The organism is Nonomuraea thailandensis (genome assembly GCF_024172165.1).
GTDB classification, from domain to species: domain Bacteria; phylum Actinomycetota; class Actinomycetes; order Streptosporangiales; family Streptosporangiaceae; genus Nonomuraea; species Nonomuraea thailandensis.
Genome location: NZ_JAMZEB010000002.1, coordinates 1,447,501 through 1,469,383 on the forward strand (window position 1 = coordinate 1,447,501; position 21,883 = coordinate 1,469,383).

The 21,883-nt window shown below is 69.6% G+C and carries 18 protein-coding genes, 2 rRNA genes and 1 pseudogene (1 of these 21 cut by a window edge); 12 read left to right on the plus strand and 9 right to left on the minus strand.

Annotated elements, in window-relative coordinates:
- Both HD597_RS10750 and rrf read left to right on the plus strand, forming a co-directional pair.
- Positions 1-2,020, plus strand: a 23S ribosomal RNA gene (locus HD597_RS10750) (it extends 1,085 nt beyond the left edge of the window).
- A gap of 62 nt (positions 2,021-2,082) precedes the next feature.
- Positions 2,083-2,199 (plus strand): 5S ribosomal RNA (rrf, locus tag HD597_RS10755).
- Here rrf and HD597_RS66710 read toward each other — a convergent pair.
- The 3 genes from HD597_RS66710 to HD597_RS10765 form a co-directional block, all read right to left on the minus strand.
- Positions 2,188-2,688: a winged helix-turn-helix domain-containing protein gene (locus tag HD597_RS66710; RefSeq protein ID WP_372513365.1), complete on the minus strand. Its 501-nt coding sequence runs from the start codon at positions 2,686-2,688 to the stop codon at positions 2,188-2,190. The two genes, rrf and HD597_RS66710, sit on opposite strands and share 12 nt — an antisense overlap.
- 187 nt (positions 2,689-2,875) lie before the next feature.
- Positions 2,876-3,514: a hypothetical protein gene (locus HD597_RS10760; protein ID WP_253741863.1), complete on the minus strand. Its 639-nt coding sequence runs from the start codon at positions 3,512-3,514 to the stop codon at positions 2,876-2,878.
- A gap of 70 nt (positions 3,515-3,584) precedes the next feature.
- Complete coding sequence (locus HD597_RS10765; RefSeq protein ID WP_253741864.1) at positions 3,585-3,908, minus strand: hypothetical protein; 324 nt, start codon at positions 3,906-3,908, stop codon at positions 3,585-3,587.
- Positions 3,909-5,894: 1,986 nt separating this feature from the next.
- Between HD597_RS10765 and HD597_RS10770 the strand changes: the two genes are divergently transcribed.
- Complete coding sequence (locus HD597_RS10770; protein WP_253741865.1) at positions 5,895-7,058, plus strand: hypothetical protein; 1,164 nt, start codon at positions 5,895-5,897, stop codon at positions 7,056-7,058.
- Between the two features lie 575 nt (positions 7,059-7,633).
- Here the strand turns inward: HD597_RS10770 and HD597_RS10775 are convergent.
- Complete coding sequence (locus tag HD597_RS10775; RefSeq protein WP_253741866.1) at positions 7,634-8,560, minus strand: MBL fold metallo-hydrolase; 927 nt, start codon at positions 8,558-8,560, stop codon at positions 7,634-7,636.
- A gap of 109 nt (positions 8,561-8,669) precedes the next feature.
- Here HD597_RS10775 and HD597_RS10780 point away from each other — a divergent pair, with 109 nt between their 5' ends.
- Positions 8,670-9,107: a single-stranded DNA-binding protein gene (locus HD597_RS10780; RefSeq protein WP_253741867.1), complete on the plus strand. Its 438-nt coding sequence runs from the start codon at positions 8,670-8,672 to the stop codon at positions 9,105-9,107.
- A 348-nt stretch (positions 9,108-9,455) separates the two neighbouring features.
- Here HD597_RS10780 and HD597_RS10785 read toward each other — a convergent pair whose 3' ends face one another.
- Entirely contained in the window at positions 9,456-11,144 is a 1,689-nt protein-coding gene (locus HD597_RS10785) for a DUF1015 family protein (RefSeq protein ID WP_308210588.1), read from the minus strand.
- Between the two features lie 71 nt (positions 11,145-11,215).
- On the opposite strand from HD597_RS10785, the gene HD597_RS10790 reads away from it, so the two are divergent.
- Positions 11,216-11,638: a tetratricopeptide repeat protein gene (locus HD597_RS10790; protein ID WP_253759304.1), complete on the plus strand. Its 423-nt coding sequence runs from the start codon at positions 11,216-11,218 to the stop codon at positions 11,636-11,638.
- Positions 11,639-12,110: 472 nt separating this feature from the next.
- Here HD597_RS10790 and HD597_RS10795 read toward each other — a convergent pair whose 3' ends face one another.
- Positions 12,111-12,551, minus strand: a complete 441-nt coding sequence (locus tag HD597_RS10795) for a TipAS antibiotic-recognition domain-containing protein (RefSeq protein WP_253741869.1) — start codon at positions 12,549-12,551, stop codon at positions 12,111-12,113.
- A 78-nt stretch (positions 12,552-12,629) separates the two neighbouring features.
- On the opposite strand from HD597_RS10795, the pseudogene HD597_RS10800 reads away from it, so the two are divergent.
- Positions 12,630-13,612, plus strand: a pseudogene (locus HD597_RS10800) (HAD-IIA family hydrolase).
- 237 nt (positions 13,613-13,849) lie between these two features.
- Here HD597_RS10800 and HD597_RS10805 read toward each other — a convergent pair.
- The 3 genes from HD597_RS10805 to HD597_RS10815 form a co-directional block, all read right to left on the minus strand.
- The gene (locus HD597_RS10805; RefSeq protein ID WP_253741870.1) at positions 13,850-14,623 is read right to left on the minus strand and encodes an ABC transporter permease; all 774 of its coding nucleotides are present in this window, start codon (positions 14,621-14,623) and stop codon (positions 13,850-13,852) included.
- Entirely contained in the window at positions 14,623-15,378 is a 756-nt protein-coding gene (locus HD597_RS10810; protein WP_253741871.1) for an ABC transporter ATP-binding protein, read from the minus strand. Before HD597_RS10810 ends, HD597_RS10805 begins: the two co-directional genes overlap by 1 nt.
- Before the next feature lie 81 nt (positions 15,379-15,459).
- A complete protein-coding gene (locus HD597_RS10815; RefSeq protein ID WP_253741872.1) occupies positions 15,460-15,807 on the minus strand; it encodes an SCP2 sterol-binding domain-containing protein in 348 nt (115 codons plus the stop codon).
- A gap of 126 nt (positions 15,808-15,933) precedes the next feature.
- Between HD597_RS10815 and HD597_RS10820 the strand changes: the two genes are divergently transcribed.
- The 6 genes from HD597_RS10820 (at position 15,934) to HD597_RS10845 (ending at position 21,882) form a co-directional block, all read left to right on the plus strand.
- Positions 15,934-16,113 carry a hypothetical protein gene (locus HD597_RS10820; RefSeq protein ID WP_253741873.1) on the plus strand — a complete coding sequence of 60 codons (180 nt, stop codon included), beginning with the start codon at positions 15,934-15,936 and terminating at the stop codon, positions 16,111-16,113.
- Positions 16,110-16,922 carry a TlyA family RNA methyltransferase gene (locus HD597_RS10825; RefSeq protein ID WP_253741874.1) on the plus strand — a complete coding sequence of 271 codons (813 nt, stop codon included), beginning with the start codon at positions 16,110-16,112 and terminating at the stop codon, positions 16,920-16,922. The genes HD597_RS10820 and HD597_RS10825 overlap by 4 nt, the downstream gene beginning before the upstream one ends.
- Positions 16,919-17,818, plus strand: coding sequence for an NAD kinase (locus HD597_RS10830; protein WP_253741875.1), 900 nt, complete (start codon positions 16,919-16,921; stop codon positions 17,816-17,818). Before HD597_RS10825 ends, HD597_RS10830 begins: the two co-directional genes overlap by 4 nt.
- 110 nt (positions 17,819-17,928) lie before the next feature.
- Positions 17,929-19,638 carry a DNA repair protein RecN gene (recN, locus tag HD597_RS10835; protein ID WP_253741876.1) on the plus strand — a complete coding sequence of 570 codons (1,710 nt, stop codon included), beginning with the start codon at positions 17,929-17,931 and terminating at the stop codon, positions 19,636-19,638.
- Between the two features lie 73 nt (positions 19,639-19,711).
- The gene (gene steA, locus HD597_RS10840; protein WP_253741877.1) at positions 19,712-20,908 is read left to right on the plus strand and encodes a putative cytokinetic ring protein SteA; all 1,197 of its coding nucleotides are present in this window, start codon (positions 19,712-19,714) and stop codon (positions 20,906-20,908) included.
- Positions 20,905-21,882, plus strand: a complete 978-nt coding sequence (locus HD597_RS10845; protein ID WP_253741878.1) for a copper transporter — start codon at positions 20,905-20,907, stop codon at positions 21,880-21,882. The genes steA and HD597_RS10845 overlap by 4 nt, the downstream gene beginning before the upstream one ends.
- The last annotated feature ends 1 nt before the right edge of the window (position 21,883 follow it).

Consider the following 21,883-nt stretch of genomic DNA (forward strand, 5'->3'; position numbering starts at 1 on the left):
GCCCAGATCACCGACTAAGGCCCCTAAGCGTGTGCTAAGTGGGAAAGGATGTGGAGTCGCAGAGACAACCAGGAGGTTGGCTTAGAAGCAGCCACCCTTGAAAGAGTGCGTAATAGCTCACTGGTCAAGTGATTCTGCGCCGACAATGTAGCGGGGCTCAAGTACACCGCCGAAGTCGTGGCATTGATCCCCATGTGGGGTTGATGGGTAGGGGAGCGTCGTGCAGCCGGTGAAGCAGCAGAGTGATCTAGTTGTGGAGGCTGTGCGAGTGAGAATGCAGGCATGAGTAGCGAATCGAGGGTGAGAAACCCTCGCGCCGGATGACCAAGGGTTCCTGGGCCAGGCTAATCCGCCCAGGGTAAGTCGGGACCTAAGGCGAGGCCGACAGGCGTAGTCGATGGACAACGGGTTGATATTCCCGTACCCGCTTCAATGCGCCCATACTGAACCTCGTGATGCTAAGAGTCCTTAACTCGGGTTGTCCTTCGGGACGACCGTCAGAGTGAACGCTCGGTCCGATCGGGTAGTAGGTAAGCGATGGGGTGACGCAGGAAGGTAGTCCAGCCCAGGCGATGGTTGTCCTGGGGTAAGCATGTAGGGCGGGACGTAGGCAAATCCGCGTTCCTTCAGCCTGAGATGTGATGCCGAGCCGATTGTGGTGAAGTGGATGATCCTATGCTGCCGAGAAAAGCCTCTAGTGAGTGTTGTGGCGGCCCGTACCCTAAACCGACTCAGGTGGTCAGGTAGAGAATACTAAGGCGATCGGGTGAACTGTGGTTAAGGAACTCGGCAAATTGCCCCCGTAACTTCGGGAGAAGGGGGACCTCTGCTGGTGATGAGTCTTGCACTCGGAGCTGGTGGGGGTCGCAGTGGCCAGGGGGAAGCGACTGTTTACTAAAAACACAGGTCCGTGCGAAGTCGTAAGACGATGTATACGGACTGACGCCTGCCCGGTGCCGGAACGTTAAGGGGACCGCTTAGCTGTGGTAACGCAGCGAAGGTGAGAACTTAAGCGCCGGTAAACGGCGGTGGTAACTATAACCATCCTAAGGTAGCGAAATTCCTTGTCGGGTAAGTTCCGACCTGCACGAATGGCGTAACGACTTCCCCGCTGTCTCAACCGCAGACCCGGCGAAATTGCACTACGAGTAAAGATGCTCGTTACGCGCAGCAGGACGGAAAGACCCCGGGACCTTCACTACAGCTTGACATTGGCGTTTGGAGCGTCTTGTGTAGGATAGGTGGGAGACTGGGAAGCTCGGACGCTAGTTCGGGTGGAGTCATTGGTGAAATACCACTCTGGTCGTTTTGAACGTCTAACTCTGGTCCGTGATCCGGATCGGGGACAGTGTCTGGTGGGTAGTTTAACTGGGGCGGTTGCCTCCCAAAGAGTAACGGAGGCGCCCAAAGGTTCCCTCAGCCTGGTTGGCAATCAGGTGTTGAGTGTAAGTGCACAAGGGAGCTTGACTGTGAGACTGACGGGTCGAGCAGGAGCGAAAGCTGGGACTAGTGATCCGGCATCGGCGTGTGGAAGCGGTGTCGCTCAACGGCTAAAAGGTACCCCGGGGATAACAGGCTGATCTTCCCCAAGAGTCCATATCGACGGGATGGTTTGGCACCTCGATGTCGGCTCGTCGCATCCTGGGGCTGGAGTAGGTCCCAAGGGTTGGGCTGTTCGCCCATTAAAGCGGTACGCGAGCTGGGTTTAGAACGTCGCGAGACAGTTCGGTCCCTATCCGCTGCGCGCGCAGGAGACTTGAAAGGGGCTGTCCCTAGTACGAGAGGACCGGGACGGACGAACCTCTGGTGTGCCAGTTGTACCGCCAGGTGCACGGCTGGTTGGCTACGTTCGGAAGGGATAACCGCTGAAAGCATCTAAGCGGGAAGCTCGCCTTGAGATGAGGTCTCCCACCACGAGAGTGGGTAAGGCTCCCGGTAGACGACCGGGTTGATAGGCCGGAGGTGGAAGCACGGTAACGTGTGGAGCTGACCGGTACTAATAGGCCGAGGACTTGACCACAAAGCATCTTGCTCGCGTCCACTAAGCAATTCTGAGACAGCAAACAGGCTGTTTCGCAGGGTTACGGCGGTTATGGCGGGAAGGAAACACCCGGTTACATTCCGAACCCGGAAGTTAAGCTTCTCTGCGCCGATGGTACTGCACTCGGGAGGGTGTGGGAGAGTAGGTCACCGCCGGACAATCTTTATGGGAAGGGCCCCGACGCCGAGCGTCGGGGCCCTTTCTGCGTTTCCGGCCAGAACTGCTGAGTCGTGCCCGGCCACTCGGCCGGCGACCGCGGCTAGGAGGGTTACGCCCGTCGCAGGACGGAGACCGCCAAGGGCCGTCGTGGTGGCTTCACGGGCCGGGCATGCCTCCTGTCGCCAGGCAGTGACGATGTTCCATCGCACGCAGGGAGGGAACCTGCACCGACGGCCATGGCGTCGCAGTAGCTTGTCGAGGCCCTCGATGGTGTAGCCGATGTGGAACATCCGTCCGATCAGCGTCTTGATGCGGCCCTGGGTCCAGCGCTGGTCATCGCCGAAGCCGTGGCAGCGGCCCGTGGCGTAGCTCGAACTGCAGACGTTCCCGCTGTGCCGGCGATCGCTGGCTCGCGTGAGACCGGACCTTGAGACCGTAGCGCCTCGGATGCCGCCCTCCCACCAGGACGTACGCCATCTGGTCATCATCAGCTCGTTGGACCCGCGGGTTTACGAGCGATGTCCCTGGTGCCGCGCGCGTCCTCGGACCGTCCGGCCGCGTGTAAACGCCGCTGTCCCCGTCGTTCTTGCTCCGCGGGGGTGCAACCCGCCTCGCTGCCCGTACCGCATGCATCGGTCGTACACCTGCAACGGCGACCGTCACGAACCCATAAACTCAGCGTGCAGGCGTGGTTGTGCGAGTCCGGCCTATCAGGGCCTCCCAGACGGAGCCCACGGGAATGGTGATGAAGGCCAGCCACGGGCTCAAGGCGAGCAGCAGCGAGAGTCCCACCTCCACCAGCGTGCTGCGGCCGAATCCGAGTACGCGCCGCCCGTAGGAGTGCGAAACCGAGCGGCCCGCCGCAGCCTGCTCCAGGTCGAGCGGAGACGGGCGAATGATCGCTCTGCCGGCGTACAACACGAGGCCGCTCAGCACGTTGAAGAGTTGGACGCCGAGCCCCAGCCAGACGGCATCGCGAAGCGGGACATCCTGGAGCGTCACAACGCCCAGCCGGGCGAGCTCAACGAGCACGCCCGCCCTCAGGTTCATAATCGTGGTCGCGGGGCCTGCCACAGTAGGATCTGCCAGGCCCGTTGACAGCCTCCTCGACAGGAGGACCACCAGGACCGGCGCCACCGCGGCCAGGGTGGCCAACCCCAAGCCCCATAACAGCCCGCGCCAGGAGAATCCCAGCAGGATCGCGGCCACGATGCCGAGAACGAGGAGTGGGGCCGCCGCTGCGATCGCAGTGACCTGCAGATCGGCGCGCGCCTTGCCCCATTGCCATGAATGACTCCGTGGCGTGACCCCCATGTATGCCCCCTGGCAGAAGTCCCCGATATCAAGGAGAAACGATCTAGACGAGGCCAGCGTTCCGGCGGCCTCAGCGGAGCGGCCAGCCGCCCGCGTCCGCGTCCGTGCCTGCTCGCTTCGTCATCGCTGCTCGGCAAGCGTGTACCCCGCCCATTGCCCTACCGCTCGCCAGCACCATCTCGAGCAGTTCGAAGCCCGTCGCATCGGCACGGCCGGCTGTGCCGGACAACGCGGTGACCGATTCCTGGTCGGGCGGCAGTGCGGTGACGGCCTCGGGCGGTGGCGGTGACGTCCAAGAGCGCTCACCGACCAGCACGATGCCGTTCGGACGCAGCCAACGGCGCATGAGGGGCAAGGTGCCCGCAAGGCCGCCGCCGATCCAGGTGCCGCCCATGCGGGACACGGCGTCGTACGACTCAGGAGTGTTCTCGTGGCTGCGGCGTCTGCCTCTACGAATTCGACGCGGTCGGCCACCCGAGCTTGTCCGCGCGGATTTTTGGCGGCGTACAGGAATGCTTGCTGAGGTCGACGACCTCGCCCTGGATGCCGTGATCGAGCGCCCGGTGGGAATGGGACTCTCCTTCCCGGCACGCCAACTCCAGGGCGCGGGTGCCAGGGCGAAGTCGCAGATCTCGTGCGGGCAGGTTGAGCTTGTCGTCCGTTCACGGGTCAGAATTCGGTGGCCGGACTCGGCGATTCCGTGGAAGCGCCGTGGCATGCCGAGCGGTTTGACTGGCCGTGTGTTTGCGGTCCCCTCAATATCGGGGTTGCGACGGGCTCGTGGACGTTCTGTGACTTGCTAGGCTGGGAGGACCGGGCCACCCCCCACGGGTGGCCTTCGTCGCGTAAGGCCCGAGGGCGGGCGGCGACCAGCCACGGTGGACCGTCGTTGTGAGTCCGCTGGGTGAGCCAACGAAATGGACCAGAAGTGAACAGAGATAACGGATCGGACGGCGGACAGCGCGGGCGCGGCGACTACGGTGACAGGCGCTCTGGCGGAGGAGGCAGGAGCGGCGGCTACGGCTCTCGCGGGCGAGACTCCGGCGGCGACCGTCCGTTCCGTTCCGACGACAGGTCGCGCCCCTACGACCGCGGTGACCGCGGGCCCCGGCGCGACGACGATCGAGACGGCCGAGGAGGGCGTCGCGAGGGCGACGAGCGCCGGCCGTTCCGCGACAGGGACGACTCCGGCCCGCGCCGCGAGGGCGGTTACCGCGGCCCCAGGCGCGAAGGCGACGATCGCGGGCCACGCGGTGACGACCGTCGTACCTACAGGGACAGAGACGATCGCGGGCCGCGTCGTGAGGGTGGCTACGGCGACCGGCGCGAGGGCGGGTTCGGCGGTGGCCGCCGTGAGGGCGGCTTCCGTGACGACCGTGGCCCTCGTCGTGAGGGCGGGTTCCGCGATGATCGGGGTCCGCGCCGTGAGGGTGGCGGGTTCCGTGAGGACCGGGGTCCGCGCCGTGAGGGCGGGTTCCGCGACGATCGCGGTCCCCGTCGTGAAGGTGGCTTCCGTGACGACCGGGGTCCGCGCCGCGAGGGCGGCGGGTTCCGTGAGGACCGTGGTCCCAGGCGGGAAGGCGGATACGCCGGGCGTCGTGAGGGCGGCGCCGAGGACCGGGGTCCTCGTCGTGAGGGCGATGAGCGCCGTACCTATCGGGATCGTGACGATTGGCGACCGCGCCGCGAAGGCGGCTACGGGCAGCGCCGTGAGGGCGGATTCCGGGACGGTGGCTCCCGCGGCGAGGGCGGCGGGTTCCGCGAGGACCGTGGCCCGCGCCGTGAGGGTGGCGGGTTCCGTGATGATCGGGGTCCGCGCCGTGAGGGTGGCGGGTTCCGTGAGGACCGGGGTCCGCGCCGTGAGGGCGGGTTCCGTGATGATCGGGGTCCGCGCCGTGAGGGTGGCGGGTTCCGCGACGATCGGGGTCCGCGCCGTGAGGGCGGCGGGTTCCGTGAGGAGCGTGGCCCACGTCGTGAGGGCGGTTTCCGCGACGATCGAGGTCCCCGTCGTGAGGGCGGGTTCCGTGACGACCGTCGCAGGGAAGGCGGTCACGGCGAGAGGCGTGACAGCGGCGACCGTGGCCCTCGTCGCGAGGGTGGCTACGGCGACCGGCGCGAGGGTGGTTACGGTGGTGGCCCCCGGCGTGAGGGTGGCGGGTTCCGCGACAACCGCGGGCCGCGCCGTGAGGGTGGCTACGGTGACCGCGGCGGTTACGGTGACAGGCGTGAGGGCGGGTTCCGTGAGCGGGGCGAGCGCGACTCCCGTCCGTTCTCGCGTGAAGGCCGCGAGGAGCGTCCCGGTGCGGGGAGCCGCGCGAGGTACGGCAGAAGCGACCGCGAGGGCGCTGCCGAGGCCCCGCAGCGGGAGAGGCTGCCCGAGGTGGCGCCCGACATCACCGTGGACGAGCTCGACAAGGAAGTCATCGAGGAGCTGCGCTCGCTTCCCGGTGACCTCGCCGACCTGGTCGGCCGGCATCTGGTGGCCGCAGAGCGGGCGCTCGAGGAGGACGACCCCGACCGGGCGCACGAGCACACGAAGGTGGCGCGCAGGTTCGCGGCCCGCATCGGTGTCGTACGCGAGGCCGCGGGGATCGTCGCCTACCGCGCGGGCCACTTCTCCGAGGCGCTGAGCGACCTGCGGGCGGCCAGGCGGATGACGGGTTCGGACGCGTACCTGCCGGTCATGGCCGACTGCGAGCGCGGCATGGGCCGTCCGGAGCGGGCCATCGACCTGGTGCGTTCGCCGGAGGCCGAACGTCTCGACCGGGCCGGTCGCATCGAGCTGACCATCGTCGAGTCCGGCGCTCGCCGTGACCTGGGGCAGCACGACGCCGCAGTGATCACCCTGCAGCGCCTGCCCGAGCTGCGCGACCCGCAGCCGAAGCCGTGGTCGGCGAGGCTGGCGTTCGCGTACGCCGACGCGCTGGCCGAGGCGGGGCACCAGGACGCGGCCACCGACTGGTTCGGCAGGGCGATGGCCTTCGACGAGGACGGGGAGACGGACGCGGCCGAACGGTACGCGGAGCTCACGGGAGCCGTCATCGAGGACGTCGAGGAGGACTTCGACTCCGAGGACGACTCCGAGGACGACTTCGACGACGCCGCCGTGGCCGTGGCCGGGGACGTGGCCACCGTGGACGAGGAGGCGGACGCCGCCGCCCTCGCCGAGGCCGGGGACCTGCTGGACGACGACGTCACCTCGGATGACGTGGCGGGATCGTCCGAAGAGGTCCCGTCCGGTGACGAGCCGGACGAGGACGAGGGCGCCTCTGCGTCCGGGGCTGCGGAGGAAGCCGCTGCTGAGGGCGATGACGCTGACGTCGTTGCCTCGCCGGAGGAGGCCGCGGAGACCGCGGACGTGGCGGAGGCCGCGTCGGCCGCCGGGGACACCGCGGACTCGGCCGAGACTGTTGAGGCCGCGGAGGCGGAGGAGCAGGCGGCTGGGGGGCCGGGGATCGCGCCGGCGTTCATCGAGCCGAACTTCGGTGATGTGCTCGATGATGGTGCCGAATCGCCTGCGGACAAGCCGAAGAGCGAGGACTGACCGACGCTCGGGTCGCCTTGCCCGCCGTACGGGCCTCGCCTTGCATGTGAGTGAGGAGAGGACTGTTGTGCGGGGGCGAGTTGTCCTCACGCATGTTGCACATCGCGCGCGGTACGCCTGGAAAGGCGTGCCGCGCGCAGTGCTTTGCTTGCCTGTGGGGGCTCAGGGGCCGTGTGGCGAGTGTGGTGTGGGCTGCGCCGCCGGACCGTTGGCGCGGCGTGGTCTGGCCCCTGTGGGGCAGGGCCGTCGCCACGTGGCTTGAGGCGCGGCGTGGAGGGCCGCCGCCACGTGGCCTGGGTGCGTGGCATGGAGAGTCCCGCCATGTCGCCTGGGCACACGGCATGGAGAGCCGTCGCCGGGGTGGGCCTGGCAAGGCGCCATCGAGACCCGCCGCCGCAGGGCACGACCCGGCCCCCGCCGGCATCGTGGCCCAGCCTCGCACTACGGACGCACGCCCTCACCGCGCGGGGCGGCGAACCGTACATCGTGTCTGTATGAGCCCTACCTCAAGCCCTCCGACCTGCCCTTACGCACGACCACCGGCAGGAGCGTGCATCGGCACCTGGTGGGCAGGCTCATGGCGAGACGCGGTCCAGCCAGTGCAGGATCCCCGCGACGTTCGACGGAGCGCCGCTCAACAGCTCGAACTGCTCGGCCGTGGCCTCGTCGGCGGTCATCGCGCTGTAGCGCTCCTTGGTGCGTTCCCTCACCATGGCGACAGCGTGATCCAGATCCATGCCCTCGGACCGGGCCTGCCGGGTGAGATCGACCCAGACCCGGAGCTCCTCCGCCGACCGCTCAAGCGTCTCCTTGACCGCCTGGACCGGCCCATAGTGGCTGAACAACAACCGCTGTGGCTCAAGCGCCTCGAACAGGGCGATCGAGTCGAGCGCGGTCTTCAGGTCGAAGTCCGGCGGAGGGGTCGCAGGGCGCAGATCGCCCGTCTCGGGCAGATAGACGCCGGCCGCGTCACCGACGTACAGGTCGCCCGTCGCCGAGTCGACCAGCCCCACGTGGTGTTTCGCGTGACCGGGCGAGTAGTGGCTGGCCAGGGTGCGCCCGTTGCCCAGGTCGACGGCGCCGGTGTCGCCGAGGGCGACGATGCGTTCGGCCTCGGTGGGGGACAGCTCGCCGAAGAGCGTGTCGAGCCGGTCGCCCCACACCATGCGTGCGCTGGCCATGAGCCGTGACGGCTCGGCGAGGTGACGGGCGCCCTTCTCGTGTACGACGACCTGCGCGGACGGGAAGAACCGGGCGATGTCGCCGACGCCGCCGGCGTGATCGAGATGGATGTGGGTCACGACGACCGTGGCGAGGTCGTCCGGGCCGACGCCGAGCGAGGCGATCGCGTCCCGCACCACGGGCGCCGAGGTCGAGGTACCGGTCTCCACGAGGCAGGGCCGGTCGCTGAGGATCAGGTAACCAGCCGTGATGCCGGAGAACCCGGCCATCTTGGTGTCGATCTCATAGACGTCGCCGCCGAGCGCGGTGATGTTGTCCACAGGCACTCCCGAGCCTCCAGCCGTTATCCCCAGAACGGCGTTCCAGCCGATCCGGCTCCTCCTCATCGTAGAGAGTGATCTCCACCAGAGCATCGACAGGAGGACGACCGTGGATCGAAACGAAGTCTTGCTGGTGGGCAGGCTGTCAGCGCCGGCCGAAGAGCGCTCCTTGCCGAGCGGCGACACGCTGACGAAATGGCGCATCATCGTGCGGCGTCGTCGCCACAGGCGTGGGGCGACGCTCACCGACAGCGTTCCTTGCATCACGTTCGACCCGGAGACGGCCGCCGTCGTCCGCGGCCTCAAGCCTCGCGACTACGTTGCGGTGACGGGCTCGTTCCGCTGCCGCGTCTACGGCCCGTCGGCCGGCAAGACCTGGCGCTACGAGGTCGAGGTGAGCACCGCCAAGCCGTGCGAAGGCGAGCTCTCCGAGCTCTCGGAGCCTCCCAGGCTTCCCGAGCCCGCCCTCCCGGCGACCGGCACCGACCCGGCACCGCTCGCTGCCCTGGTACCGCGACAGGTGCTCTACCTGGCGCCTACCGGCTGATCGGGCTGGTGGCTGCGACGCGTACGGCCGGCGCCGGGTGTGCCGGCCGGGCGATCTGAGGGGGCACCGGAGGGGCGGGGCTGGGGCGGGCCGGGTGCGGAGCGGGTGACACCGGCGCCCGGCTGGAGGCCGCCGGCTGAGGGCTGGTGGGAGAGCGGCATACACCGGAGGGGTGGGGCCGGGTATGCGCAGGTGCAGGGCGTGGCAAGGGTCGGCGTGCGCGAGTTCAGGCGTGGCAGGGGTCGGTGTGCACGAGTGCAGGCGTGACAGGGGTCAATGCGCACGGACCGGTGCATGAGGAACGTTGATGTGCTTGTACTTCTCTGTCTGCCTTGGGGAGCGGTCACCTCAGTCGGTGGCGAAGGTGCGCAGCACCAGACCAGTTCTCGGCTTCGGGCCGAAGGAGGTGGACTTGCGGGGCACTCGTTCGCCGCCGGCTGCGATCGCCAGCACGTCGTCGACCACGAGCGGCTTGAGGATGACAGCCGTGCCGCCCGTGCGGACGGCCATGCTCACGGCGGCATCCGTGTCGTGGTGGACGATGTGCACGGTCTGGTCGTTGTCCCGCATGCCCCACACCACGGGCAGGACGAACTCGGCGAGTACGGAGGTGTTGAGGGAGTTCCAGTGGTCGGATTGGTCCGGTGGCATGGCGCGGGCGAGCTGGACCGGGTCGGGGTCGGTGAGCAGATGCGAGCCGTCCTCGCCGGCGAGCAGGAAGGCGGGCTCCGGTGCCCCTTCGAGCGCGGCCAGGCCGGCTGCCAGGTCCTTGTAGTCGTGCACCTGCCACGAGCTCTTCGCCCTGGACACGGCCTCGTCCAGGGGCAGGCCTTCGATGACCCGGTGGATGGCCTTGAGGTCGGGTGGGTATGCGCGGGAGTCGACGAGCAGGGCCAGGCCGAAGTCCCATGGGCCCAGGGCCGCTTCGTCGTACGCGGGAGCCGCGGTGCCCGCGCGGGCGTGTTGGCTCACATCGGTTTCGCCCGGGGCGGAGGGCGGTGCTGCTGAGTCGCCGGTAGCCAGTGGATGGCCGGCGTGGGTGTCGCCGATGGGCGGTTGACCTACGTGGGCGTCGCCGGTGGGTGGTTGAGCTGCGTGGGTGTCGCCGGCGGTGGTCGGGAGGTGGCGGGTGGCACGTTCCTGGCGTTGGAGGACGCGGTAGGTGGCGTACCGGTGGTGGCCGTCGGCGATCAGGGCTTGGCGGTGGTGGAGGTCGGCGTTGATCGCGGCGATCTCGTCCGGGGCGGTGATCGCCCAGAGGCGGTGGGTCAGGCCGTCTTCGGTGTGCGCCGATACGAGGGGGCGTCGCTCCGCGGCGACCTCGTTCACCAGGCGCGTGGCCGTGCCGTTGCCGCCGTCGTACAGGAGGAAGATGGGCTCGAGGTTGGCCTGGGTGGTGCTCATGAGAGCGAGGCGGTCGGCGATGGGGCCGGGGAAGACGTCCTCGTGGGGGAGGATGATGCGCTGGGCCGGGTCTGCCAGGCCCACGTCGCCTATCAGGCCGCGCTGCAGGACGTCCGGGCCGCTCTGCTCGTAGACGTACAGCGCCGGTACGTCGTCCGGCACCAGGATCCCTGCGTCCAGCCAGTTCCTGAGCGTGTCCCTGGCGACGGCGTACCGGGGTTCGAGGGGTGTTTCCGCTGTGGGGGAGGTGGTCCTCGTGCGGGTGACGGGGGGTTGTGGCCTGGCCGCGTCCTGGGCAGGCGGCTGAAGGGGCGGGCCGGGGTGTGTTCCCGGGGTGGCCGCCGGGGATGAGGAGTGGTCGTCGTCGGCGGGTGTGCCGGGGGAGGAGTTGCTTCGGGAGGAGCAGGGAAGGATGAGGCGGACGACGTTGTTCGGGTGAGAGTCCAGGAGGACCTCGACGTCGGCGTCGGAGATCAGGTCGTATGGTGGGGAGGTCACCTTGGCGGGATCTTCGACAGCGAAACGCACGCCTCGGAAGGGCCGTAGCACCAGTCCAGCCGGTATTGGCAGTTCAGGAGTCCCCATACCGGGCATGCTCCCACAAATGCTTGCGCCTTCCAGAAGTCGCCCCATGGTTGCGGTCGTGTCCGTTCCCCGGCAGGTCGGAGCCAGGTCGCCGTACAGCGATGAAGGAGTTCTCACGCATGGGTCACGATGGGAATGTTCATGATGAGAGCGCGGGCTCTCCTCGGGGTGGGGTGTACGACTGGTACCAGCGTGGGGTGAAGTTGCTGCAGGAGGGCAGTCCGGCTGCTGCGGCGGCCTTGCTCGAACGGGCCGCGGCGGCCGAGCCTGAGTCGCGCAGCATCTTGGAGGCTCTGGCGCGGGCGCAGTTCAACTCCCGGCAGTACGCGGAGGCGGCGGCCAGCTTCCGGCAGATCGTGGATGCCAATCCGGCTGAGGACTATGCCTACTTCGGGCTGGGGCTGGCGTTGTGGCGGACCGGTGACGTGGAAGGGGCGCAGGAACCGCTGGCCATCGCCGTTGCCATGCGACCGGACGAGCGGAATTATGTGTCGGCCCTGAAGAGCGTGCGTGCCACCTTGCGGGCTCGTCGGGAGATGTAGGCGGGCGCCGCTGCCGTTTCGGCTCGCGTTGTGTTCGTGGGGCGATGAGGCCGCGGGTCCCGCCTGGGGTGGGTGAGGTCGAAGGCGAGGGCCTTCAGCTGCCCATCGCGGCGATGTGGCTGCAGGCTGCCTGTGGTGTGCGGGCGTCTTGAGTTGCGCATGGTGGGCGAGGTGTGGCGGGGCGCTTCGATTGCGTATCGCGGGGATGTGGCTGCAGGTTGGCTGGGGTCTGGGGTGGGCGCCGTGGGTTGCGCATGGTGTGGGTGAGGCCGCTGGTTGTGTGTCCTGTGGGGTGGGCGCCTTGAGTGCGCACTGTGTGGTTGCGGGCGCATGCCTGCCGGAGTGGTGACGGTGGGCAGGAGAACGGTCCATTTCCGACCCGTACAGCCCGGATGCCCTTCCCGTCCCGACCCGGAGCCCGTCGGGTCCCGACCCGTACGACCCGGAACGGGAGGGGTTCCGGGTCGGGGGATCAGGCGGTGTGGCGTTGGGCGTTGGCAGTGATGGCCGTCTGGAGGTAGGCCGCCAGGCCCGGGGCCGTGGCGTCGAGGGAGGCGGTGAAGCGGGGGTCTGAGACGTACATCTCGCCGAGGCCGCGGTGGATCTCGTACGTGCACGCGTAGAACCAGCGGGAGATGTGGGCCCGGTGCTCCTCCGCCAGGTCCATGGCCAGGTCGCCGTCCGCGGGTGCGCCGGAGCGGAGCGCGTCCGCCAGGCGGGTGGAGATCTCGCCCGCCTCCGCCTTGATGCGCTTCCAGTCCTCCTTGGTGTAGGAGGACGAGCGGCGCGTAGCGTCCGCCCAGGCCTCCGTGCCGCCCCAGCGTTGCTCGGCCTCCGCCGCGTGTTCGTCGGGGTCGAAGTCGCCGAACAGTTCGGCGCGGTCCTCGGCGGTGAGGTTGAGGTTCGCGGACATGGTCATCCCTTCTCCAGGTGGGTACGAGGGCGACGCTAAAGTCTCACGCAACGTGAGAGTCAAACGGGAAGAGGCGTTGTGCTGATCGACGGCTATGACACCCTGCTGCTCGACCTCGACGGCGTGGTCTATCTGGGCAGCCATGCGGTGCCGGGGGCTCCGGCGGCGCTGGAGCAGGCGCAGCGGCGTGGCGTGCGGTTGGCGTACGTGACCAACAACGCCTCACGCACGCCGGCGGCCATCTCGGCCCATCTGAGGGAGCTGGGTGCGCCTGCCTCGGCCGAGGACGTGGTGACCTCGGCGCAGGCCGCCGCCCGGCTGATCGCGGAGCGGGTGCCGCCCGGCGCGAAGGTGCTCGTGGTCGGCGGGTCCGGGTTGCGGCTGGCCGTACGGGATCGAGGGCTTCTACCCGTCTCCACCGCCGCCGAGTCGCCCGTCGCGGTGGTGCAGGGGATCGCGCCCGGGCTGTCGTACGGGCTGCTGTCGGAGGGGGCGCTGGCGGTGCGGCAGGGGGCGTTGTTCGTCGCGTCCAACGCGGACAGCACGATGCCGACCGGGAGGGGGGAGCTGCCGGGGAACGGGGCCATGGTGCGGGTGATCGCGCACGCCACCGGGGTCGAGCCGATCTACGCGGGTAAGCCTGATCCGCCGTTGCACCGGGAGTCGATGATCCGTACGGGGGCGCGGCGGCCGCTGGTCGTCGGTGATCGGCTGGACACCGATATCGAGGGGGCCTCCAACGCGGGGGTCGAGAGCCTGCTGGTGCTGACCGGGGTGGCGACGGCGGCCGATGTGCTGACGGCGGAGCCTCGGCATCGGCCCGCCTACGTGGGGGAGGATCTGGGGGCGTTGCTCCTGCCCTATCCCGAGGTGCGTGATGGTGCTTGCGGGGGGTGGCGGGCGAGTGGCGGGACGGGGCGCTGCGTCTCGAAGGGGAGGGCAGCCGGATCGATGGGCTGAGGGCCGCCTGCGATGCCGCCTGGGCGGCGGCCGGCGAGGGAAGGGTCGAGGAGGACGCGGTCAAGCCGGTGCTCGATCGCCTGGGTGATGAGACCCCATGAGCGGGTTGACGGGGCTCCATGGGCGGGTTGATGGGGCTCGACAAACGGGTCACGGGCTGCGGTGACGGGCTGTGGTGACGGGCTGTGGTGACGGGCTGTGGGGACGGTGGGTGGTGACGGGCTGTGGGGACGGTGGGGTGGGTGACCGGTGACGCGGCTCGGCCGGTAGGTGGTCGGCGGGCGCACGAAGGGTCGGTGGGTGAGCGAAGGGTCGGTGGGTGAGCGAACGGTTCCCGTTCAGGTGATGCGGTGGCTGGTCTGGCGGGCGAACTGCCAGGCTCCGACCGCCAGCAGCAGCGCCGACGCCACCACCAGCGCCCCCAGCGACAACGGCACCCCACCGCCCCACCCCCGCAGCACCAGAAGCCGCATGGCCTCGATCGCGTACGTGAGCGGGTTCACCCGCGCCACGGCCTCCATCCACCCGGGCATGGCCGTGAGAGGCACGAAGGCGTTGCTCATGAACAGCAGCGGCAGCGAGGCGAACCCGGTGACGGCGAAGAACGTCCCGTGTGAGGGCACCGCGCAGGCCAGCGCCATCGCCGCGGCCGTGAGCGCCAGCGTGAGCAGCGCCGTGGCCGCCAGGATCGCCAGCACCCCTGCGGGCCCCGAGGCGGGACGCACGCCCAGGGCGAGCGCCACGAGCAGGATCACCAGCACCTGGGCCGAGTTCATGCCCACCTGGAACACGAACCGCGACACGATCAGCGAGCTGCGCCTGATCGGCATGCTGAGCAGCTTGTCCAGATATCCGGTCTCCTTGTCGAACAGCAGGGGCATGGCCGCCGTCACGCCGTTGCCCACCACGGTGAACGCGATGACGCCCGGCACCGCGAAGGCGATGTAGTCGGCCGTCCCCACCACCCGCGCGTCCATCGCGCCGCCCATGCCGCCGGCGAAGAACACCAGCCACACGGCCGGCTGGAGGACGCTGAACAGCAGGTTCAGGCGTTCCCGCAGCGTCATGAGCAGCCAGCGCCGCGACAGCGCCAGCACCTCCTGTGACCACATCAGCGCGGCTCCTCCCGCAGTGCGTGCCCGGTGTGACGGAGGAAGACCTCGTCGAGGGACCGCGCCCCCATCGCGGCCTTCAGCTCGGCGGGCGTGCCCGTGACGACCTGGCGGCCGTGGTCGATGATCGTGAGCCGGTCGCAGAGGCGATCGGCCTCGTCCAGGTAGTTGGTGGCCAGGAGCACGGTCATGCCGGCGTCGCAGAGGGCGCGGATGTGCTCCCACATGTGGTGGCGTGACTGCACGTCCAGGCCGAGGGTGGGCTCGTCGAGGATCAGCAGCTCCGGCCGGTGCAGCAGGCCGCAGGCCAGGTCCAGGCGTTTCTGCATGCCGCCTGAGTACTCCTGGACGAGCCGGTCGGCGTGCCGCGTCAGGCCCACGAGGTCGAGGACCTCGGCGACCCTGGCCTTCAGCCGCCGCCTGGGCACGTGGTACAGGGACGCCTCGATCTCGGCCTTCTCCCTGCCGGTCAGCATGTAGTGACCCATCGAAGAGACCTGCTGCATCACGTAGCCGATACGGCCGCGTACCTCGGCAGCCGCCTCCACCACGTCGAACCCGCACACACGCGCCCTGCCCCCACTGGGCGGCAGCAGCGTGGACAACATCCTGATCGTGGTCGTCTTGCCCGCGCCGTTCGGCCCGAGGAGGCCGAAGATCTCCCCGGGCGGGATCTCCAGGGTGAGGCCGTCCACGGCGACGGTCTGCTCGCCGAAGGTGCGGCTCAGGTGGTCGGTGTCGATGATCCAGCCCATATTGCTTCATCCATCGCGTAATAGTTAATGACATCATTAAATATTTGGGCGACGGAGGGCGTCAAGGCCCCGGCCGGTCGTTCAGATGAGTCTGCGCAGCCGCAGCAGGTCGCCGAAGCTCGCGTCGATCTTCACCCGCCCCCCTAGCAGCGCCCGCGCCAGATCCAGCTCGCCGTCGACCAGCGCGACCAGGTCGTCGCTCACGATCGTGAGCTTCACGTCGGCCGGTTTGCCGTCCGCCGGCGGCTCCTGCGTGAACGGGTCCAGCCCCCCGTGGTGCAGCCGGCCGTAGAAGGTCACGTCGAGGTCGGACACCCGGCAGCTGACCGTGCGCTCGACCACGTGTTTGGCGCGGTCCTGCTCGTCGATCTCGTCGAACTGCGCGACGAGCTTGGCCAGTGCCGCCCGGCACTCCTCGGCGCTTGCCATGATGAGCATCCTTTCTTCCCTTTGCGGACGGTAGCGTTCCACATCAGTAGCACCCCCGTATGTGCTTCAACGCGTGACACGCCTGCCAAGGTCCCGGGCGCTCGCGGGAGGCGTTACGGTCGAGTCATGAGTGAGGTGCCGCAGGAGACCGGTGACGAGCGGGTCGACGCCATCGTGTCCCGCCTCGGCCGGCTGGGCGAGCTGCCGGTGGGCGAGCACGTCCCGGTCTTCGACGAGGCGTTCTCCGAGCTGGAGAGCACGCTGGCCGCCGTGGACGATTCGACGCGCGAAGAGCCGGGCCGGTGAGCCGCAGGATCCGTCTCGACAGCGAGCTCGTACGCCGCGGGATGGCCCGCTCGCGCGAGCAGGCCGCGCAGCTCATCGAGGCCGGCCGGGTGAGCGTCGGCGGTCAGCGGGCCCAGAAGCCCGCCACCCAGGTCGACACCGCCTCCGCCATCGTCGTGGCCGCTTCCGAGGACGGGCCCGACTACGTTTCGCGCGGAGCGCACAAGCTGCTCGGCGCGCTCGACACGTTCCAGACCCTGGAGGTGGCGGGCCGCCGCTGCCTCGACGCGGGCGCGTCCACGGGCGGGTTCACCGACGTGCTGCTGCGCCGCGGGGCCGGCCACGTGCTCGCCGTGGACGTCGGTTACGGGCAGCTCGCCTGGTCGCTGCGCAACGACGAGCGGGTGACGGTCATGGAGCGCGTCAACGTGCGCGACCTCACTCCCGAGATGGTCGGCGAGCCGCCCACGCTGATCGTGGGCGACCTGTCCTTCATCTCGCTGCGGCTCGTGCTGCCCGCGCTGGCCGGCGTCGCCGCGCCCGCCGCCGACCTCGTGATGCTGGTCAAACCGCAGTTCGAGGTGGGCAAGGACCTCGTCGGGGCGGGCGGCGTCGTACGCGATCCCGAGCTGCGCGCCCGCTCCGTGCGCGACGCCGCCGCCAAGGCGCTGGAGCTGGGGCTGAGCGTGCGCGGCGTGACCGCCAGCCCGCTGCCGGGGCCGTCGGGAAATGTGGAGTATCTGCTGTGGCTGGGCAAGGGGGAGGGCGCGCCGCAGGTCGCCGACCTCGACGCCGAGATCCAGCGTGCCGTCGCGGAAGGGCCGCAATGAATCGGACCGTGCTCGTCGCCGTGCACACCGGGCGCGGCGCCGCCGTCGAGAGCGCCCGGCTGGTCATCAACCGGCTGGTCGACGCCGGCATCACCGTCAGAGTGCTCGACACGGAGTGCGCCGAGATCGGCTGTGACAAGGCCGACGCGGTGCCGGCCGACCCGGGCGCCGCCAAGGACGCCGAGGTCATGATCGTGCTCGGCGGCGACGGGTCGCTGCTGCGCGCCGCCGAGCTGGCCAGGCCCGCGGGCACGCCGCTGCTGGGGGTCAACCTCGGGCACGTCGGGTTCCTGGCCGAGGCCGAGGTCGCCGACCTGTCGGCGGCGGTCGACAGCGTCGTGGCCGGCCGCTACGACGTCGAGGAGCGGATGACGGTCGATGTTCTCGCCAGGCAGAACGGCCGGGTCCTGGCCGACACCTGGGCGCTGAACGAGGCCACCGTCGAGAAGCAGGAGCGCATGCTGGAGGTGGTCGCCGAGATCGACGGCCGGCCGCTGTCCAGGTGGGGGTGCGACGGGGTGATCTGCGCCACTCCCACCGGCTCCACCGCGTACGCGTTCTCCGCCGGCGGCCCCGTCGTCTGGCCCGAGGTCGAGGCGCTGCTCATGGTGCCCATCAGCGCGCACGCGCTGTTCGCCAAGCCGCTGGTCGTCTCGCCCCGCTCCACGCTGGCCGTCGAGATCCTGCCTGACACGCCCGGCGGGGTTCTGTGGTGTGATGGGAGGCGCAGATTCGAACTCCCGTCCGGGACCCGGGTGGAGGTTCGCAGAGGCGCCGAGCCCGTCCGCCTGGCGCGGCTGCACGGCGTGGAGAGCACCGGAGCGCCCTTCACCGACCGGCTGGTGGCCAAGTTCGAGCTTCCTGTCCAGGGGTGGCGCGGAAGGGCGCGACCCTGAGTGAATGGCGGGGAGAGCGCGTAGGATCGCGTGGGCAATGACCGGCCGTTCCCAGGGGCCACCTGGGGGCGGGCAGCGGCGTCAGACACGGCAGTGAACGGGAGTGGGCAGTGCGACCTAGGGTCGAGGAGGTCCGCATCCAGGGGCTCGGCGTCATCGACGAGGCCGTGCTCGAGCTTTCGCCTGGCTTCAACGTGGTCACCGGCGAGACGGGTGCGGGCAAGACGATGGTCGTGACGGGGCTCGGGCTGCTGTTCGGCGGCCGGGCCGACCCCTCGCGCGTGCGGCCGGGGGCCGAGCGGGCGAGCGTGGAGGGCACGCTGGTCATCGAGCCCGGCGGGCGCGTCGCCCAGCAGGTCGAGGACATCGGCGGTGAGGCCGAGGACGGCGAGCTGATCATCTCGCGCACGGTCTCGGCCGAGGGCAGGTCCAGGGCGTGGCTGGGCGGGCGCACGGTGCCCGTGGGCACGCTGACCTACCTCGCCGACGACCTGGTGGCCGTCCACGGGCAGATGGACCAGCAGCGGCTGCTGCAGCCGGCCAGGCAGCGGGCCGCGCTCGACAGGTACGCCGGCAACGACCTGGTCAAGCCGCTGCGGGCGTACTCGCAGGCGTACAAGCGGCACAAGCAGGTGGCCGCGCAGCTAGAGGAGCTGACCACCAGGGCCAGGGAGCGGGCGCAGGAGGCCGACCTGCTGCGGTTCGGGCTGGAGGAGGTCGAGAAGGTCGACCCCAAGCCCGGCGAGGACACCGACCTGCGCAGCGAGGAGGAGCGGCTCTCGCACGCCGACGCCCTGCGCAGCGCCGCGACGACGGCGCACACGGCGCTGCTCGGCGACCCCATGGAGGCCGCGGGCGGCCCGCACGACGTGATCTCGCTCCTGGGTGAGGCGCGGGCGGCGGTCGAGGCGGTGCGCGACTTCGACACCCAGCTCGCCGGCGTGGCCGACCGGCTGGCCGAGGCCGGATACCTCATCTCCGACGTGGCCACCGACCTGGCGGCGTACGCGGAGTCGATCGAGGCGGACCCCGCGCGGCTGGCCGCCGTGCAGGAGCGCCGGTCCGTGCTCAACAGCCTGATCAGGAAGTACGCCGAGGACAGCGCGGGCGTGCTGGCCTGGGCCCAGCAGGCCGCCGCCCGCCTGGCCGAGCTGGAGGGCGACGACGAGCGCATCGACGATCTGACGCGCGAGTACGACGAGCTGACCGCCCGCCTCACCGAGCTGGCCGACCAGCTCACCGGTGTGCGCGAGGCCGCCGCCGAGCGGTTCGGCCAGGCCGTGACCGAGGAGCTGACGGCGCTGGCCATGCCGCACGCCAGGGTCGTGGTCCAGCTCACCCAGGCCGAGGAGTTCGGCCCCGAGGGGCGCGACGAGGTGGAGCTGCGGATGGCGGCGCATCCCGCCGCGCCGCCGCTGCCGCTCAACAAGGGCGCCTCCGGCGGTGAGCTGAGCCGCGTGATGCTCGCCATCGAGGTCGTCTTCGCCGGCGCCGACCCGGTGCCGACGTTCGTGTTCGACGAGGTCGACGCGGGGGTCGGCGGCAAGGCCGCGGTCGAGATCGGGCGCAGGCTGGCCAGGCTGGCCCGCACCGCGCAGGTGATTGTCGTCACACATCTGCCGCAGGTGGCGGCGTTCGCCGACCAGCATCTCGTGGTCGAGAAGGCGAGCGACGGCAGCGTCGTGCGCAGCGGTGTCGTCACGCTCAACCACGAGGGCCGCGTACGCGAGCTGTCCCGCATGCTGGCCGGTCTGGAGGACTCCGAGCTGGGCCGGGCGCACGCGGAAGAGCTGCTGGGCCTCGCGGCGGCCGACAGGTGATCCTGGGTGACATAGCGGACACGCCGCGCCATGCGTGGCCTCCGCGCTGTTTCGCTCTGGCAGGATGGTCTTGATGAAGGTTCCGGGAAGCAGAATGCCGGGCCTCCGCGGCAGGAAGGTCGAGGGCCTTCCCGGTGTAACGGCAGTGGCGAGGATCGACCGGCGTACCAAGAGGCTCACCAAACGCCTCCAGCCCGGGGAAATCGCGATTATCGACCACGTCGACGTTGACCGGGTCAGCGCGGAGGCGCTCGTCGCATGCGGCGCCGCGGCCGTGGTCAACGTCGCCAGCGGCATCAGCGGCCGTTACCCCAACCTGGGGCCGCAGATCCTGCTCGACAACGGCGTGCCGTTCGTCGACAACGCCAACCAGGAGCTGTTCGAGAGGGTCAAGGACGGCGACGTCGTACGCGTCTGCGAGGGTGTCGTCTACCTCGACGACGACGTCATCGGCAAGGGTGAGCCGCAGACCCTGGAGACCGTCGAGTCCGCGATGGCGGAGGCGCGCGCCGGCCTGGCCGTGCAGATCGAGGCTTTCGCCGTCAACACGATGGAGTACGTTCGGGGTGAGGGCAAGCTTCTCATCGACGGAGTCGGCGTGCCTGAGATCCGCACCCCCATGGAGGGCAGACATGTCCTCATCGTGGTGCGCGGCTATCACTACAAGGAAGACATCGCCACGCTGCGCCCGTACATCCGCGAATACCGTCCTGTCCTCGTCGGCGTGGACGGCGGCGCCGACGCGCTGCTGGAGGCCGGTTATCTGCCCGACGTGATCGTCGGCGACTTCGACTCGGTCTCCACCAAGGCCCTGACCTGCGGCGCCGAGCTCGTCGTGCACGCCTACCGCGACGGCAGGGCCCCCGGCCTGGAGCGCGTGCACCAGCTCGGCCGCGAAGCGGTGATCTTCCCCGCCACCGGCACCAGCGAGGACATCGCGATGCTGCTGGCCGACGACAAGGGCGCCGAGCTCATCGTCGCGGTCGGCACGCACGGCACGCTGGAGGAGTTCCTCGACAAGGGCCGCTCCGGCATGGCCAGCACCTTCCTCACCCGGCTGATCATCGGCAGCAAGCTCATCGACGCCAAGGGCGTCAGCAGGCTCTACCGCAGCCGCATCACCACCTCCCAACTGCTCCTGCTCGTGATCACAGCGCTGATCACCATGGGGGTCGCGCTGGGCCTGTCGCCCCTCGGCCGCACCTGGCTGAACGGCCTGCAAGACCTCTGGAACGCATTCATCTTCTGGCTGGTCGGACTCTTCTCGTGATCGATTTTCGCTACCACCTCGTCTCCATCGTCGCGATCTTCCTCGCCCTCGCGGTGGGGATCGTCCTGGGCACCACCCTGCTGCAGGGGCCGGCGGTCAAGTCCATCGAGGAGGTGACCGCGGGGCTCACCGCGTCCAACGACGAGCTGCGCGCGCAGATCGACACCCTGCGCGGGCGCGAGGCCGGCAACGACCAGTTCATCATCTCGGCCACGGCCGACCTGGTGGCCGGCGACCTGGCCGGCCAGCGGGTGCTGCTCGTCGAGACGCCGGGCTCCAGCAACGCCGTGCGCGAGGCCTCCGAGCAGGTGCTCGACCAGGCGGGCGCGGAGATCTCCGGCCGGGTCGCGCTGAGCGAGAAGTTCTTCGACCCCAAGACCAAGGGTGTGCTCGACGGCCTGGTCAACCAGCTCAAGCCGGTCAACATGGTCTTCCCGGCCACCGCGACGAGCTGGGACAGGGCCGCCGCGCTGCTCGCCGCCGCCCTGGTCACGACCGACCAGGCCCAGGGCGGCACGCCGAACCCCGCCACCGCCGACGTCCTCAGCACGTTCGAGGCGGGCGGGCTGCTCACCACCGAGGGCGATCCGGTCAAGCGGGCCACGCTCGCGGTGATGTTCGCGCCGGAGCGGGCGTACGAGGGGGAGAACGCCGAGACGCAGGCGGGCGCGATCGTCTCCGTAGCCGACGGGCTCGACGTCGGCGGCCAGGGCGCGGTGCTGGCCGGGATGGCCGACGCGGCGGCCTCGCCCGGCGACGCGATCAGCGCCGTACGCGACGAGGGCGAGGTCTCCAAGCGCGTGTCCACGGTGGATACCGCCGACATGCCCGTGGGGCGCGTCGCGATCGTCTACTCTCTGCGGGAGCAGATGTCCGGGCGTGCCGGCCAGTACGGCGTGGGCAAGGGAGCCTCGGCCCCCGTCCCCGCGGTGACGTCCGCGACCCCGTCCCCCACCACCACGTCAGGGAGCTGAC

Excerpts from the sequence above, each read along its gene's own strand:
- HD597_RS10815 (WP_253741872.1), bottom strand. The coding sequence starts at position 15,807 with ATGGCAAGCGCCGAGGAGTGCCGGGCGGCACTGGCCAAGCTCGTCGCG.
- HD597_RS10795 (WP_253741869.1), bottom strand. The coding sequence starts at position 12,551 with ATGTCCGCGAACCTCAACCTCACCGCCGAGGACCGCGCCGAACTGTTC.
- steA (WP_253741877.1), top strand. The coding sequence starts at position 19,712 with ATGAAGGTTCCGGGAAGCAGAATGCCGGGCCTCCGCGGCAGGAAGGTC.
- HD597_RS10830 (WP_253741875.1), top strand. The coding sequence starts at position 16,919 with ATGAATCGGACCGTGCTCGTCGCCGTGCACACCGGGCGCGGCGCCGCC.
- HD597_RS10785 (WP_308210588.1), bottom strand. The coding sequence starts at position 11,144 with ATGGGGCGACTTCTGGAAGGCGCAAGCATTTGTGGGAGCATGCCCGGT.
- HD597_RS10760 (WP_253741863.1), bottom strand. The coding sequence starts at position 3,514 with ATGGGGGTCACGCCACGGAGTCATTCATGGCAATGGGGCAAGGCGCGC.
- HD597_RS66710 (WP_372513365.1), bottom strand. The coding sequence starts at position 2,688 with ATGATGACCAGATGGCGTACGTCCTGGTGGGAGGGCGGCATCCGAGGC.
- HD597_RS10805 (WP_253741870.1), bottom strand. The coding sequence starts at position 14,623 with ATGTGGTCACAGGAGGTGCTGGCGCTGTCGCGGCGCTGGCTGCTCATG.
- HD597_RS10765 (WP_253741864.1), bottom strand. The coding sequence starts at position 3,908 with ATGGGCGGCACCTGGATCGGCGGCGGCCTTGCGGGCACCTTGCCCCTC.
- HD597_RS10820 (WP_253741873.1), top strand. The coding sequence starts at position 15,934 with ATGAGTGAGGTGCCGCAGGAGACCGGTGACGAGCGGGTCGACGCCATC.
- HD597_RS10810 (WP_253741871.1), bottom strand. The coding sequence starts at position 15,378 with ATGGGCTGGATCATCGACACCGACCACCTGAGCCGCACCTTCGGCGAG.
- HD597_RS10790 (WP_253759304.1), top strand. The coding sequence starts at position 11,216 with ATGGGTCACGATGGGAATGTTCATGATGAGAGCGCGGGCTCTCCTCGG.